The following is a 14,850-nucleotide window of genomic DNA, read 5'->3' as shown; positions in this document are numbered from 1 at the left end:
GGATTTTAGCAAAGCCTACCGGTTCTGGCTTTGCGTTGCACAAAATTGTGATTAAAATCAAAAGTCCGATTAATGGCTAAACTGAAGCGATTCTTACCTCACCTGTTAGTTTTTGCAGGCTTTATTATATTATCATTATTTTATTTCCACCCTGTTCTTCAGGGTAAAGAAATTTTCCAGAGCGATATTGTGCAATACATCGGGATGGCACAAGAACAAAAAGATTTTCGAGCTGAAACCGGTGAAGAACCATATTGGACCGATGCGGCTTTTGGAGGAATGCCCACCTATCAGTTGGGAGCTCATTACCCTCATAATTATATAAAAAAACTTGATAGTGTTTTAAGGTTTCTGCCCAGACCTGCAGATTACCTATTTCTCTATTTTATAGGTTTTTATATTCTTTTGCTTTGCATGAAGGTTGACTACAAACTGGCATTTTTAGGTTCTATTGCTTTTGGTTTTTCAACCTATCTCATTATAATCCTTGGAATAGGGCATAATTCAAAAGCCCATGCAATCGCTTATATGCCGATGGTTCTTGCCGGAATAATTGCCATTTTCCGGCATAGGAATATTTGGAGCTTTTTACTGCTCACTGTAGCTATAGCGCTGGAAATTCAGGCGAATCACTTTCAAATGACCTATTATCTTTTACTCCTGGTAATTATATTAGGTATTGCATATTTGGTAGATGCTTATCAAAAACAACTAATTCCTCAGTATTTTAAATCTATTGGAGTTATGGTGGTTGCCGTAGTTCTGGCGATCGCCGCAAATGCCACCAATCTATTGGCCACTAGTGAGTATACCCAGTTTAGTACCAGGGGAGAATCAGAGTTAAGTATTCAGCCTAACGGAGGTCCTAAGAAAAAATCTGGTTTAGGCTTTGAATATATTACTTCTTATAGCTATGGAATTGTAGAGAGTTTCAATCTCATGGTGCCCAGGTTTATGGGAGGTGGAAGTTCTGAAGATATAGGTAAAGACTCAAATATCTATAAATCTTTAAGAGAAATTGGCGCTTCCCCATCTCAGGCTGCAGGTTTTGCCGAAAATGCTCCCACTTATTGGGGGAATCAGCCTTATGTTGGTGCTCCGGCCTATATTGGTGCAACAGTGATCTTTCTATTTGTCTTCGCACTTTTTTTGATTCGCGGACGCTTAAAATGGTGGATCGTTGGAGGAAGTATTTTAGCATTGTTGCTTAGCTGGGGAAAAAACTTCGAGTTTCTTACTAAATTCTTTATTGAGTTTGTACCATTATATGACAAATTTAGGGCAATCACCTCCATTCAGGTCATCCTTGAGCTTTGTCTACCTTTACTTGCAATAATGGGACTTTACAGATTATTTCTGAACGAGGTTAAAAAAGATGAGAAACTATACGCATTAAAATGGTCCTCAATTATAACAGGTGGTCTACTATTAATATTCCTGTTATTTAAATCTGTACTTTTTGATTTTGCCGGGGCAAATGATGCTATGTATAGCAAGCAGTTTGGGATGGACTTTATGAATGCTTTGGAAGAAGATCGAAAATCTATTTTCAATAATGATGTGATTCGTTCCCTGATTTTTGTCCTTATCGCTGCCGGACTTATTTGGGCCTTTTTAAAAGCTAAGGTGAATAGGAATATGCTTATTGGAGGCTTGGCTATTCTAATCTTAGTAGATCTTATAGGAGTTGATAAGCGCTATGTAGATGAAGATGATTTTGTACAGGCGAGGGAAATGGAACAACCTTTTCAAAAGATGGCGGCAGATGATGCAATTCTGGAAGATCAAACTCACTATAAAGTATTTGATGTCTCAGGAGATCCTTTTAATACTGGGAGAACCTCTTACTATCACAACGCCTTAGGAGGGTATCACGCGGCTAAACCTGGAAGAATTCAGGATCTGTTTGATTTCTATATTTCAAAGAATAATATGAAGATATTGAGCATGTTGAATGTGAAATATTTTATCGTTCCAACTGAAGAAGGTAACCAGGCTCAGCAAAATCCGGACGCTTTTGGAAATTCCTGGTTAGTGAATGATGTAACATGGGTGGAAAGCCAGGATCAGGAAATATTGAGTCTGGAAGATGCAGATCTAAAATCTACGGCTATAATCAATTTTAAATTCAAAGATGAAGTTCAGAATGATTTTAATTTTGATTCGGAAGCAAATATTGAATTAATCAATTATAAGCCAAATGAATTGAAATATGAATTTTCAGCAGATTCTAATCAATTTGCGGTTTTTTCTGAAAATTATTACCAACCGGGATGGAAGGCTTATATTGATGGAAAACCCACTCCTCATGTACAAGTGAATTATGTGCTAAGGGGAATGAATATTCCTGCAGGTGAACATGAGGTCGTTTTTAAATTTGAGCCGGAAGTAGTTACTACTGGGAGTACCATTTCTTTAATAAGTTCCATACTTATAGGACTGGTTGTCGTTGGTGGAATAGGTTATGAGTTGAAAAAACGAAAGTGATCTTATCATTTGATACTGAATGAAGAAAGTTCTAATTATAACATATTATTGGCCGCCGGCCGGTGGGCCTGGTGTTCAACGTTGGCTTAAATTTGTTAAGTATTTAAGGGATTTTGAAATTGAACCTGTGATTTATGTTCCTGAAAACCCAAGTTACCCAATTACAGATGAAAGTTTTGAGAAAGAGATTCCAGAGGGAATAAGAGTAATTAAGAATAAAATCTTCGAGCCTTACGCAATTGCAGGAATCTTTTCTAAAAAAGATACTGAAACAATTAGTTCAGGGATCATTCAGAAAGAAGAAAATCAATCGGCTTTACAAAAAGCGATGCTTTATATCCGGGGGAATTATTTTATTCCGGATGCTCGGAAATTTTGGGTCAAGCCATCTGTTAGGTTTCTAAAGAATGAAATAGAGGAAGGTAATTATCATGCGATTATCACTACAGGACCTCCTCATAGTTTACATCTTACTGGTTTAAAGCTTAAGGAAGTTTTAAATATAAAATGGATTGCAGATTTCCGGGATCCCTGGACGCAGATAGGGTATCATGATAAACTAAAACTGAACAAGAGTTCAGTAAAAAAACATAAAGCCCTTGAAAAACAGGTGTTAAATGCTGCAGATCATATAATCACAACTAGTTTTACCACCAGGAATGAATTTACCTCGAAAACATCTAAACCTGTAAGCCTAATAACCAATGGTTTTGATACGGAAATTAATGAGAGTGAGTCACCACAAGATAGGTTTGAGATCGCTCATATTGGCTCTTTATTATCTGGAAGAAACCCGGAAAATCTCTGGATATCACTTAGGAATTTAGCTGAAAGTAATGAGAATTTTAGAAGCATTTTTAAATTAAGACTTGCCGGAAAAGTTAGCCAGGAAGTCTTAGATAGTATTAAAAAGTATAAACTAAACAATTACCTCGAGAATGAAGGTTACGTTAGTCATTCCAGGGCTATAGAGATGCAAAGGCAAGCTTCGGTACTTTTGCTTATTGAGATAGATTCTGAAGAAACCAGAGGGATTATACCTGGAAAACTTTTTGAATACATGGCATCAAAAAAACCAATTCTGGCTATTGGTCCTGAGAAATGGGATGCAGAAAAAATAATTTCAGAAACTGAAGCAGGAAAGGTTTTTTCTTATTCTGATGCTTCTGGAATAAAAAACCATATAGAATTTTTGTTTCAGCAATTTATGGATGATGGCATAATTAGTAAATCCCATAATATTGAAAAATATCATCGTAAGTCAAGAACTGGTGATTTGGCTAATTTGATAAAACAACTTTAAATGGGAATCATAATTAACCAGTCCTTCAAAAATATGGTAACCACGTATATCGGGTTCGGGATAGGGGCGGTTAATACACTATTTCTTTTCACCTATTTTCTTGAGAAAGAATATTATGGACTGGTAAGTTTTCTACTATCAGCAGCCAATCTCATCTGGCCATTTTTGGTATTTGGTGTTCACAGTACTTTAATAAAGTTCTTTAGCTCGTATAAGACCAGGGGAGACCAGGACCGGTTATTAAATCTGGTTCTAATACTTCCAGCAATTGCTGGTTTAATTATTGGCTCTATTGGGTTGATCTTTTATGATTATCTTCTGGAATATTTCAATGGAGAGAATGATCTGGTACAACCATACATCTGGCTAATCTTTTTAATTGCCCTTGCTACTTCTTATTTCGAGGTGTTTTTCTCATGGTCAAAAATATACTATAAAAGCACCTTTGGGAATCTTATGAAAGAGGTTTTTCATAGATTCTGTATTAGCGTTTTATTATTCGCGGTCTATTTTAAATGGATAAGTATTGAGCTGTTTATTTATGGAATCTCCGCCGTATTCGTGATTAGAACAATATTGATGGCGATGTATGCTTTCTCATTGCATAGACCAAAATTCAGCTTTAAATTTCCAGAAAACCTTTCACCTGTTTTAAAATATTCGGCATTGATACTTTTGGCAGCTTCCGTAGCTACTGTATTACTGGATCTGGACAAGGTGATGATAGAGTATTATTTGCCTATAGAAAATGTTGCTATTTATGGGATAGCAGTCTATATAGCAACAGTGATATCTGTCCCTCAAAAGGCTATGCACCAGATAACGCATCCACTAACTGCCGAAATGCTGAATAAAAAGGATAAGGTAGGTTTAAAGGACCTTTATGAAAAGAGTTCTCTGAATCTTTTGATCGTGAGCGGACTTATTTTTATCTGGATTATTACCAATATTAATTCGTTATACCAATTGATCCCTGAAGAGTATGATATTGGTATTCTGGTAGTGCTATTAATTTCTCTGGTGAAGCTCTATGATAATATTTTGGGGAATAATAACAGCATCGTATTTAATTCAGATTATTATCGTATCGTGCTTGCAGTGGGGGTAATCCTTGTATTGGTAGCATTTATACTGAATATTCTTCTTATTCCAGAATTTGGAATTGAGGGAGCTGCTATTGCCAGTTTTATAGCTTTTGTGCTCTATAATACATCCAAAATGTTTATTGTATATAATAAGTTTAAAATTCATCCTTTTACTTCTAAAACCGGCTTAGCGTTACTTCTAACAGTCCTGTTTAGTGTAAGTTTCTATTTTCTGAATTTTTCCTTTCACCCAATTCTAACTATTGGATTGAAAGCTGTTCTAGCCGGTGGATTTTATCTAGGGATAATTTATTTTTTCCGGTTTTCAGAAGATATAAATCAACTAATAGATAGATTTATAAAAAGGTCATAAAACGAGAAAACCCCATCAGCTTGGGAGCTTCAAGGGTTTTCCAACTAACCAACCAAAAAATTAAATTATGAACTTGTCATTTATATTCTATTATTCACATTTCGTGCCGAACTTCTCGATCCAGAGGAATTTTTTGATCTGACTGATTGTGACCTTGTTGTTCCTGATGAAGACCTTGTTCTGGCAGAAGAACTAGATTTTCTTGTTTGACGCTGTACTGTAGGTTTCCTTTCATAATTTCTATTATTTTTTTCTATAGTTCTACTTCTGGTAACCGGAGCCGATCTTTTAACTTTGGAATTATCTTTTGTTTGAACAGATCTTTCCCTTGTATTTGAAGTAGGTCTCTCTACTCTTTTAGAACTTCTGTTTCCAACTCTGGTAGAGGCTCTTTGCTGAGGATTTCTAACCGATCTTTCATTTGTTGAAATTTGTCTTTTTTGTTGAGCGTTTTCAATACTGGAAGATCTTCCTCCGGAATTAGTACTTCTTTCATTCCTATTACTATAAGAGCGAGATTGTTTGTTCGAAGAGTAACCTGTGTTTCTCGTTCTGTCCGTTCTATCAGGGCTAATTCTCTGAGACCTGTTGGTATTAGAATAAGACTTGCTTCTGGCTACATTTTGTCTTGAAGTAGCATTTCTATTGTTAGATCGAGCCCTCGTATTTGCTATAGCACGTTTTGAGGCAGTTCTTCTTCCGTAATTATAAGATCGTACCTTTTGAGAAGGTCTGTAAAAATTCCTTTTTCTTTCTTTATTTATATAATAGTTATTATAAACTGTTACGTACTTATTATAAGATACTCTTTGTGGTTCATAATACGCTCTATATGGTCTTCCAAATACAACACTAACATTCACACTAGGGCGGCGATAGTAATCATGCCATGATCTATAAACATACTGTCTGTTATAAGAATTTATAAAGCCGGTATAATGAGTTATATGATGGTGACGGTTATAATGAACATATAGATTACCCACTCTACCAAGACGGCCAAAATTATTATAACTTAAAAATATGTCCCCTGCCTGAATAACTCGTCCGTAATAATCATAATATATAGGAACATTTTCAATTTGAATCACAGCTCCATAATCATCGTACTGTATATAGGGCTCATAATTATATCCTGAATTATAGCTGATATTTACATTTGGAGATGAAACATGCACAGAATTCCCTCTTCTGAAATCTGGATTAAAATAGAAATCAAATTCACCATTTGGATAAACCGAAAATTCTACGCCTCCTTCAACAAAAATAAATGAATCGCTATAATTAATATATTTGGTGGCTGGTTTCGAATTTTCAGATGCGGATACTGACCATCCAATAAATAAGAATGCGAAAATAAGGGTCAGGTTTCTCATGGTAGTGGTGTATTTAATTAAGAACATTTTCCTTAACAAATACAAAGCACGTGCCAAAATCTGGTGCCAGTGAATTCAGTAACTAACTACCAGTCAATTTTGATAGTAAAATATTGATATTTAAATATTTAAATTCAGGAAAGTTTTTCTTTTAGATATTTAGAAGTGTATGATTTTTTAATTTTGGCTAATTCTTCGGGTGTGCCCTGGCCAACAAGATAACCTCCATTTTCGCCACCTTCAGGACCAAGATCTATCACATAATCTGCACATTTAACCAGATCCATATTATGTTCGATTACGATTACAGAGTGACCTTTAGAAATAAGAGCGTTAAAAGATTTAAGAAGTTTCTTAATATCATGGAAATGCAATCCTGTGGTTGGTTCATCAAAAATAAATAGCGCCTTGGTTTTGGTGTTGCCCTTCACCAGGAAAGAAGCCAATTTAATCCGCTGCGCCTCCCCACCAGATAGGGTAGAGGAGCTTTGCCCTAATTGTACATAGCCTAATCCCACATCTTTAAGAGGTTTTAATTTCTTAACGATTTTACTTTGATCATGATCTTCAAAAAATTGTGTCGCATCATCGATGGTCATATTTAGAATATCATCGATATTCTTATCGTGGAATGTTACTTCAAGCACTTCTTTTTTAAAGCGTTTTCCGTTACAGGTTTCGCATTCCAGGTGCACATCAGCCATAAACTGCATTTCAATAGTAACTTCACCTTCTCCTTTACAGGTTTCACATCTACCACCATCCACATTGAAAGAAAAGTGTTTCGCTTTAAAGCCTCTTAGTTTGGATAAACGCTGATTAGCGAAGAGATTTCTAATATCATCATAAGCCTTTATATAAGTTACGGGATTAGACCTGGAAGACCTTCCAATTGGATTTTGATCTACGAATTCAACGGTGCCAAGATTTTTAAAGTCACCTTCCACACCACTAAATTGTCCTGCCTTTTCTCCATAACCTCCTATTTCTTTTTGAACAGCAGGATATAGTATTTTTTTAACCAAAGTACTTTTTCCACTTCCTGAAACTCCCGTAATAGCCGTAAAAACTCCCAATTGAAATTCTACGTCTATATTTTTTAGATTGTTCTCTCGGGCACCTAATACTTTTATCTTATTTTTAGAAGTTCTTCTTTTCTCCGGAACTTCAATTTCCATTTTTCCGTTAAGATAACTGGCAGTTAGAGAATCAGATTTTAAAATGTCTTTCATGGTTCCGGTAGCGACCACATATCCGCCGTTAGTACCGGCTTCAGGACCAATGTCAATAATTTCATCGGCTGCATTCATGATCTCTTCATCATGTTCTACTACGATCACGGTATTTCCAAGATCCCGAAGATGTTTTAGAACTTCAATAAGCTTTTCAGTATCTTTTGGATGCAGACCAATAGAGGGTTCATCTAAAATATACATAGATCCAACCAAACTACTTCCCAGGGAAGTGGCGAGATTTATTCTTTGAGATTCTCCACCTGAAAGCGTATTGGATTTTCTATTTAGCGTAAGGTAATCAAGACCTACGTTAGAAAGAAATTGAAGCCTATTTTTTATCTCTGTAAGTAGCCGTTTAGCAATCTGTTGGTCATACTCGTTTAATTCCAATTCATTGAAGAAAGCTCTCACTTTATCCAAAGGTTTTTCAACAAGATCGGTAATGCTGTGGTCACTTATCTTCACATATTGAGCTTCCGGTCTAAGCCGTTTCCCTTTACAGGCAGCACATTTTGTTTTTCCCCGGTAACGGGAAAGCATTACTCTATTTTGAATTTTATAAGCTTTGCTCTCAAGAAATTGAAAGAATTGATTTATTCCTTCAAAATATTTATTTCCATTCCAAACCAAGTCTTTTTGTTCAGCAGTAAGTTCGAAATATGGTTTATGAATGGGGAAATCAAATTTATGGGAGTTATTCACCAATTGATCTCTGTACCAGCTCATGCTGTCACCTCGCCATGGAAAAATTGCATTTTCATAGACAGAAAGTCCGGTGTTTGGAATTACAAGTTCCTCATCAATACCTATAACATCTCCATAGCCTTCACATTTTGGGCAGGCTCCATAAGGATTATTAAAACTGAATAAATGGACGTTTGGCTCCAGAAAACTTATACCGTCCAGTTCAAATTTATTACTGAAATGTCTGGAAGTATTATCTGAAAGTTTTTCTATAAATAATTCTCCCTTTCCTTCAAAAAAAGCGGCATCCACTGCATCTGCCAGTCTATTATAAAAGTCCTCTTCATCTTTGGTGATAATTCGGTCTATAACAAGCCAGGTATTATCATCTTTAGCTTTGCTAAGGTCGGTTTCGTCAATTCTAACAACGTTGTCATCTATTTTGATTCTGCTATATCCTTGCTGTGCAAGCACATTAATTTTTTTCTCAAGAGAACGTCCTTCTTCAACATGAATAGGTGCAAGAAGTAAAAGTTTTTCCCTTTCAGGAAAATCTTTTACGTAATTTATAACGTCTGTAACCGTATCTTTTTTTACCTCATTTCCGGAAACAGGGGAGTAGGTTCTTCCAATTCGAGCGAATAGTAGTTTTAAATAATCGTAAATTTCAGTAGAAGTACCCACCGTAGACCTGGGGTTGGTAGAGTTCACCTTTTGTTCTATAGCGATAGCAGGAGCGATACCCTTTATATAATCAACTTTAGGCTTATTAAGTCTTCCAAGAAACTGTCTTGCATAAGAACTCAAACTTTCTACATAACGGCGCTGACCTTCCGCATACAAGGTGTCAAAAGCCAAACTTGACTTACCAGAACCAGAAAGACCGGTAATAACAACAAGTTTATTCCGTGGAATAACGGCATTGATATTTTTGAGGTTGTGCAGCTTTGCACCTTTAATGATAATATTTTGCTTCGGATCTACTTTAGATATATCTGCTGTCATGCTTTATTTCTGATAGAACGGCAAAGTTACTCAATATGAAGCGGGAAAGAAAGCTTCCTAAAACCTATAGTATTGTTAAAATATTAAGCTTTTGTTTGCATTTCTCAATTTTATCTTGCTATATTTGAGCCATAACCTAAAATTATAGTTGCCTATTAAACACAGTTACTTTTTTAAAACTAAATAACCTAACCCGCAGGAATCTTTAATTCCTGTACATTAAAGTAACTGTTATGAATAACACTAAGGTAACTGACGCTTCGCTCGTCCGTGATTATCTTGATGGAAATGAAAACGCACTTGGCGCCCTCATCAATCGTCACCAACATCGTATTTACAGTTTTATTTATTCAAAAGTCTATAATAGGGATATTACTGAAGATATTTTTCAGGATACTTTTATTAAAGTAATTAGAACTTTAAAGAGAGGAAAATACAATGAAGAAGGGAAGTTTCTTCCCTGGGTAATGCGTATTGCCCATAATCTTGTCATAGATCATTTTAGAAGGAATAAGAGAATGCCAAAATTTGATAATAGTGGCGACTTCAATATTTTTTCAGTTTTGAGCGATGGAAATCTTAATGCTGAAAAGCAATTGATCAAAGACCAGATAGAATCTGATGTTCAGGAATTAATAAAGGAATTACCAGAAGATCAATTAGAGGTGCTTACCATGAGAATTTATAAAGACATGAGTTTTAAGGAAATCTCAGAACGAACCGGAGTTAGTATTAATACGGCTTTAGGGAGAATGCGGTATGCCTTAATAAATCTGCGTAAAATTATAGAGAAGAGAAATTTAATTTTAACTAATTAGAAAAAACAATATCCCCTCGTTTGTATCGTTATTCTATAAAACCATCATAAAATAATAACAAATGGGGAAACTTTACTTTAAAAAATCTTCGAAAGAAGAAAAAATTAATCATCTACAACCAAAAAAAGAGACAATTGAGTTTCTTTTGAATTATTCTAAAGCACTTAGTGTAATTGAGTATAAGAAGATGAAATTTGAGGCGCTTCTGAATTAATTTTAAAAAAGACCTGTAATATTAGCCTGCAGGTCTTTTTTATTTCTTTTTAGCTCGATAATCATTTATAACAGATTTTCTGCCAATAGTATTGGTGATCAAATCTTTTTCTAGATCCCAGCCTCTTGCAGGCGAATACTGCCTTCCGTACCAAATGATTTGAAGATGAAGTTTATTCCAAAGGTCCTTTGGAAACAATCTCTTAGCATCTTTTTCTGTTTGCTTAACGTTTTTGCCGTTACTCAAATTCCAGCGATACATCAATCTGTGAATATGGGTGTCTACCGGAAACGCTGGAATATTAAATGCCTGTGCCATTACAACACTGGCAGTTTTATGTCCTACAGCAGGCAATTCTTCTAAGGCATCAAAACTAACAGGAACCTCGCCGTTATATTTTTCAATCAAAATTTCTGACAGCCCATGAATTCCTTTAGATTTCATAGGGGAAAGACCAACAGGTCTTATGATTTCCCTAATCTCTTCTACTGTTAACTTCACCATTTTATATGGATTATCTGCAATTTGAAATAGTATAGGAGTGATCTGGTTAACTTTTACATCGGTGCTTTGAGCTGAAAGGAGTACAGCTATTAATAATGTGTAAGGATCTTTATGATCAAGAGGAACTGGAATTTCCGGGTAAATATCATTTAACGTATCAATAACGAACTGTACCTTTTCCTGTTTGGTCATAAAGTTTTAATTTAGGGCAAAAGTAATAATTATGACAACATTGAAAGAAGGGGATAAGGCTCCCGATTTTAAAGCTGAAGATCAGGACGGAAATGAGATCAAATTATCAGATTATAAAGGAAAGAAGCTAGTTCTATTCTTCTACCCAAAAGCCAGTACTCCTGGTTGTACCGCTGAAGCATGTAATCTTAGCGACAATTATGATGCTATGAAAAAGAAGGGGTATGAGATTTTGGGAGTGAGTGCCGATTCAAAAAAAAGGCAGCAAAATTTTAAAAATAAATATGATTTTAAATATCCGCTTTTAGCCGATGAAGAAAAGGAAGTTATAAACGCTTACGGTGTTTGGGGACCTAAAAAATTTATGGGAAAAGAATATGATGGTATTCACCGAACAACTTTTATTATTAATGAGGAGGCTAAGATCGAAGAGGTAATTAAAAAAGTAAAGACCAAAGCTCATGCAGAACAGATCTTAGAAAATTAAACTTTTTCAGGAAAATTATAATAAAAGAAGGCGAATTTTTATTCGTCTTTTTTTATAGTAGCATTTTTTATAGTCGCTGTACTATCACAATTTTCAATTTCCAACTCAATATTGGTATCCTTAGATAATCCAGAGACTATATAGATACTACAAGGCTTAGCATCTGTATTACTTTTATTAAAGTCTACATCGCCATCATATAAGATTTCTGAAACTGCCGAAGTATCTATACTATTTGATTGAAAAAACCTCATTGAATTTTCAGAAAATTGACGCTTTTTAATTCGGATATTCTTAAGAACTCTTGCATTTGGAGAGTAATCACAGGATGTCTTTTTTCCTCCTAAGAAGAAAATTAAAATAACGATTCCAAAAAAAAGTCCTAATCCATAATAAGCCAGGCGATGGACAAATTTCATACTTTAAAAGATCAATAGATTTATATCACGATAGGAAAGATTAAACCAGTCAGCTATTGATTTGCTGGTTAAAATTCCGTGGTAAAAATACAAACCATTACGTAAACCACGATCAAATCTCAGGGTATTTTCAAGACCACCTTCTTCAGCGATATGTAAAAGATAAGGGGTGAAAATGTTACTTATTGAGAGTGAAGAGGTTCGTGCATATCTGGATGGAATATTTGGAACGCAATAATGAATTACGTCATGCTTTGTAAAAATAGGCTCGTCATGAGAAGTGATCTCACTGGTTTCAACACAACCACCCATATCAATACTAACATCTATAATTACAGCGCCCCGTTTCATGGTTCTCACCATTTCTTCAGTGATTAGAATCGGAGATCTATCTTTACCGCGAACTGCACCAATTACAACATCTGCTCTTTTTAGTGCTTTTAATAGATTTTTAGGCTGAATTGTACTTGTATAGAATGTATTTCCCAGGTTGGCCTGAATATTTCTGAGTTTAGTAAGAGAGCTATCAAAAACTTTAACGCTAGCACCTAAACCAATTGCCGATCTCGTCGCAAACTCTCCAACGGTTCCCGCACCAATTATAACCACTTCTACTGGCGGGACACCACTAATGTTTCCAAACATTAATCCATTCCCTTTAGCATGATTACTCATTATCTCTGAAGAAATAAGCACAGAAGCTGTGCCAGCGATCTCACTTAAGGCACGTACTATAGGGTAGCTACCATCATCATCTTTAATGAATTCAAAACCAAGTGCGGTAATTCTTTTTTCTGCTAGCTTCTGAAAATACTCTTTACATTGTGTTTTGATCTGTAAAGCAGAGATCAGTATTGTCTGAGGATTGATATACTCAAGCTCCTCCATGGATGGAGGCTCGATTTTTAATATGGTAGGGCATGAAAAGATTTTTTTAGTATCTTTTGTAATCTCGGCACCAGCTTCAGAATAATCTTTATCACTAAACCGGGCCCATTTTCCGGCTCCAGATTCTATCATGACTCTATGACCGTGAGCGGTGATTGCGGCCACCGCATCTGGGCTTATACAAATACGTTTTTCCTGGTACGCTGTTTCTTTAGGAATTCCAATAAAGAGCTGCCCTTTTTTCTTGTAGATTTCAAGGGTTTCTTCCTGTGGTATTAATTGTTCCTTGGTAAAGGGTGATACCTGCTGTTTGCCCATATATATAAGTTAAAGCAGTTAAATTACAACTAAATTTAGAAAAAGAAGAAAATAGGATTATAGTTTACGGTAATAGTCTTCAATAAGCACGTTGGACTCTTCAAAATTTTCTGAATCATCTCCCTGGAAATCTTTGATTTCTTTTCGGTCCTTATCCGAAACTGGTGAGAAAACAGCGATTTCTGTTTCTTCTAATTCTGAAAGATCCAGACCATATAGCCGGTCAAAAATTTTAATCCTTATCAAATAGACAATGGAAAGAATGATAATAAAAAAAGGAGCTAGGTAGATGAGGCCATTTATATCCATAAAATCGACCTTCATATAGACGTCTTGATAAAATATTACGACTAACTGATAAGTATACATAGAAATCGGAATCAAGATGACATGATACCACCAATGCTTACAGGTGAAAAACCAGATTAACAAAAGAAATAATGGTGTTATTTTGCCCGTATAAGTCCAGGCAGCCGTCATTACATCCTCGTAGTATTTACTTTTATAAACAAAAAAAGAATTTTCCCAAACAGGACCGCTTGGGAAAATTTCATATAAATAAAATATATAAGGTGAAAACGCTATTAGTATAGCAATTATACTACCCAGCAGCAGGAATTTTGATCTTTGATCTTTGGACAGCTTGCTCTTTAATTTCATCTTTATTAATATCGTCGTTTGAAGTTGAAGTTACAAAAAAACTAGCTCCAAATATTGCTGCTGCGAAAAGTACTGCTTTAAGTTTCATAATTATAGGTTTTAAAAGATTGTTGATTCGTTTTGTTTTCTAGAACAAACATATAACAACTTAAAAACCTGTCAGCTAAAACATTAGTCGTACCTTTGCGCCTTTTTTAGAGCAAAAAAATGCTCTGAAAATCGCTTTAAAAACTTAAAATATGTTAGTTTAAATTTATTTATAAATCGTTCAATGAATTAAATCATTTTAAATCACTTTATAAAACACCTGCAAAAGTAAAAAAATTCTTACAAACTATTTTACGCCGCTATTTTCATATTTTTTGTTTTTGTTAACAAAACTTTAACTTTCGGGTATTCGAAGATTCGACCTGAATTAGCAATTTTTGGGTGTTATCACCCAGTAATTTTTCTATTTTTTCAGGCCACTCTATTAAATTCCATTCTCCGGAATCCAGATAATCTTCTAAACCAATATCTAAAGCTTCGACATCATCTTCGATCCTGTAAAAGTCGAAATGAAATACCGGCCCTTTTTCTGACTCGTAATGGTTAACTAATGAAAACGTAGGACTTGAGGCTGTGTCTTGCACGCCAAGTGCTTTTACCAGCTCTCTTATGAGCGTAGTTTTTCCTGCACCCATGTCACCGTAAAAAAGCAAGGTCTTGCTCTTTGTATTACTAAGTATGTAATCTACGGCTACATCAAGTTCTTGAAGTTTATAGGTTAACTCCATAATTCAATATGTCAGATTTGGGATTG

The 14,850-nt window shown here is 35.2% G+C and carries 14 protein-coding genes; 6 read left to right on the top strand and 8 right to left on the bottom strand.

Features of this window, described 5'->3' with window-relative positions:
- Positions 1 to 72: 72 nt before the first annotated feature.
- The 3 genes from GFO_RS08400 to GFO_RS08390 are packed head-to-tail and all read left to right on the top strand — an operon-like array spanning position 73 to position 5,248.
- Complete coding sequence (locus GFO_RS08400) at positions 73 to 2,487, top strand: YfhO family protein (protein WP_011709669.1); 2,415 nt, start codon at positions 73 to 75, stop codon at positions 2,485 to 2,487.
- A 19-nt stretch (positions 2,488 to 2,506) separates the two neighbouring features.
- The gene (locus GFO_RS08395) at positions 2,507 to 3,790 is read left to right on the top strand and encodes a glycosyltransferase family 4 protein (RefSeq protein WP_011709668.1); all 1,284 of its coding nucleotides are present in this window, start codon (positions 2,507 to 2,509) and stop codon (positions 3,788 to 3,790) included.
- Complete coding sequence (locus GFO_RS08390; RefSeq protein WP_011709667.1) at positions 3,791 to 5,248, top strand: oligosaccharide flippase family protein; 1,458 nt, start codon at positions 3,791 to 3,793, stop codon at positions 5,246 to 5,248. It abuts the gene before it with no gap.
- 80 nt (positions 5,249 to 5,328) lie between these two features.
- Here GFO_RS08390 and GFO_RS08385 read toward each other — a convergent pair whose 3' ends face one another.
- Positions 5,329 to 6,624: a hypothetical protein gene (locus tag GFO_RS08385; RefSeq protein WP_049792101.1), complete on the bottom strand. Its 1,296-nt coding sequence runs from the start codon at positions 6,622 to 6,624 to the stop codon at positions 5,329 to 5,331.
- Positions 6,625 to 6,758: 134 nt separating this feature from the next.
- Positions 6,759 to 9,548: an excinuclease ABC subunit UvrA gene (uvrA, locus tag GFO_RS08380; RefSeq protein ID WP_011709665.1), complete on the bottom strand. Its 2,790-nt coding sequence runs from the start codon at positions 9,546 to 9,548 to the stop codon at positions 6,759 to 6,761.
- Between the two features lie 233 nt (positions 9,549 to 9,781).
- On the opposite strand from uvrA, the gene GFO_RS08375 reads away from it, so the two are divergent.
- Together GFO_RS08375 and GFO_RS17815 are read left to right on the top strand one after the other, a co-directional pair.
- A complete protein-coding gene (locus GFO_RS08375) occupies positions 9,782 to 10,366 on the top strand; it encodes an RNA polymerase sigma factor (protein ID WP_011709664.1) in 585 nt (194 codons plus the stop codon).
- A gap of 61 nt (positions 10,367 to 10,427) precedes the next feature.
- Positions 10,428 to 10,580 carry a hypothetical protein gene (locus GFO_RS17815; protein WP_011709663.1) on the top strand — a complete coding sequence of 51 codons (153 nt, stop codon included), beginning with the start codon at positions 10,428 to 10,430 and terminating at the stop codon, positions 10,578 to 10,580.
- 39 nt (positions 10,581 to 10,619) lie between these two features.
- Here the strand turns inward: GFO_RS17815 and GFO_RS08370 are convergent, their stop codons facing one another.
- Positions 10,620 to 11,276, bottom strand: a complete 657-nt coding sequence (locus GFO_RS08370; RefSeq protein WP_011709662.1) for an endonuclease III domain-containing protein — start codon at positions 11,274 to 11,276, stop codon at positions 10,620 to 10,622.
- A 31-nt stretch (positions 11,277 to 11,307) separates the two neighbouring features.
- Here GFO_RS08370 and bcp point away from each other — a divergent pair, with 31 nt between their 5' ends.
- Positions 11,308 to 11,763, top strand: coding sequence for a thioredoxin-dependent thiol peroxidase (gene bcp / locus GFO_RS08365; RefSeq protein WP_011709661.1), 456 nt, complete (start codon positions 11,308 to 11,310; stop codon positions 11,761 to 11,763).
- Positions 11,764 to 11,801: 38 nt separating this feature from the next.
- Here the strand turns inward: bcp and GFO_RS08360 are convergent, their stop codons facing one another.
- The 5 genes from GFO_RS08360 to tsaE form a co-directional block, all read right to left on the bottom strand.
- Positions 11,802 to 12,182 carry a DUF4258 domain-containing protein gene (locus GFO_RS08360; protein WP_011709660.1) on the bottom strand — a complete coding sequence of 127 codons (381 nt, stop codon included), beginning with the start codon at positions 12,180 to 12,182 and terminating at the stop codon, positions 11,802 to 11,804.
- A gap of 3 nt (positions 12,183 to 12,185) precedes the next feature.
- Entirely contained in the window at positions 12,186 to 13,388 is a 1,203-nt protein-coding gene (locus GFO_RS08355; protein WP_011709659.1) for an alanine dehydrogenase, read from the bottom strand.
- Between the two features lie 57 nt (positions 13,389 to 13,445).
- Entirely contained in the window at positions 13,446 to 13,712 is a 267-nt protein-coding gene (locus GFO_RS17970; protein ID WP_229664765.1) for a hypothetical protein, read from the bottom strand.
- Between the two features lie 277 nt (positions 13,713 to 13,989).
- On the bottom strand, positions 13,990 to 14,136 hold the full coding sequence (locus tag GFO_RS17725; RefSeq protein ID WP_158308621.1) for a hypothetical protein: 147 nt from the start codon (positions 14,134 to 14,136) through the stop codon (positions 13,990 to 13,992).
- Between the two features lie 283 nt (positions 14,137 to 14,419).
- Positions 14,420 to 14,824, bottom strand: coding sequence for a tRNA (adenosine(37)-N6)-threonylcarbamoyltransferase complex ATPase subunit type 1 TsaE (gene tsaE / locus GFO_RS08345; RefSeq protein ID WP_011709657.1), 405 nt, complete (start codon positions 14,822 to 14,824; stop codon positions 14,420 to 14,422).
- Positions 14,825 to 14,850: the final 26 nt, after the last annotated feature.

Source organism: Christiangramia forsetii KT0803, from assembly GCF_000060345.1.
Taxonomy (GTDB): domain Bacteria; phylum Bacteroidota; class Bacteroidia; order Flavobacteriales; family Flavobacteriaceae; genus Christiangramia; species Christiangramia forsetii.
The sequence above is the reverse complement of the archived record's forward strand: the minus strand, read 5'-3'. Positions and strand labels throughout refer to the sequence as shown.

Bases quoted from the DNA above. Each gene is read 5' to 3' on its own strand.
- GFO_RS08400 (WP_011709669.1), top strand. From the start codon at position 73: ATGGCTAAACTGAAGCGATTCTTACCTCACCTGTTAGTTTTTGCAGGC.
- GFO_RS08395 (WP_011709668.1), top strand. From the start codon at position 2,507: ATGAAGAAAGTTCTAATTATAACATATTATTGGCCGCCGGCCGGTGGG.
- GFO_RS08390 (WP_011709667.1), top strand. From the start codon at position 3,791: ATGGGAATCATAATTAACCAGTCCTTCAAAAATATGGTAACCACGTAT.
- GFO_RS08385 (WP_049792101.1), bottom strand. From the start codon at position 6,624: ATGAGAAACCTGACCCTTATTTTCGCATTCTTATTTATTGGATGGTCA.
- uvrA (WP_011709665.1), bottom strand. From the start codon at position 9,548: ATGACAGCAGATATATCTAAAGTAGATCCGAAGCAAAATATTATCATT.
- GFO_RS08375 (WP_011709664.1), top strand. From the start codon at position 9,782: ATGAATAACACTAAGGTAACTGACGCTTCGCTCGTCCGTGATTATCTT.
- GFO_RS17815 (WP_011709663.1), top strand. From the start codon at position 10,428: ATGGGGAAACTTTACTTTAAAAAATCTTCGAAAGAAGAAAAAATTAAT.
- GFO_RS08370 (WP_011709662.1), bottom strand. From the start codon at position 11,276: ATGACCAAACAGGAAAAGGTACAGTTCGTTATTGATACGTTAAATGAT.
- bcp (WP_011709661.1), top strand. From the start codon at position 11,308: ATGACAACATTGAAAGAAGGGGATAAGGCTCCCGATTTTAAAGCTGAA.
- GFO_RS08360 (WP_011709660.1), bottom strand. From the start codon at position 12,182: ATGAAATTTGTCCATCGCCTGGCTTATTATGGATTAGGACTTTTTTTT.
- GFO_RS08355 (WP_011709659.1), bottom strand. From the start codon at position 13,388: ATGGGCAAACAGCAGGTATCACCCTTTACCAAGGAACAATTAATACCA.
- GFO_RS17970 (WP_229664765.1), bottom strand. From the start codon at position 13,712: ATGAAGGTCGATTTTATGGATATAAATGGCCTCATCTACCTAGCTCCT.
- GFO_RS17725 (WP_158308621.1), bottom strand. From the start codon at position 14,136: ATGAAACTTAAAGCAGTACTTTTCGCAGCAGCAATATTTGGAGCTAGT.
- tsaE (WP_011709657.1), bottom strand. From the start codon at position 14,824: ATGGAGTTAACCTATAAACTTCAAGAACTTGATGTAGCCGTAGATTAC.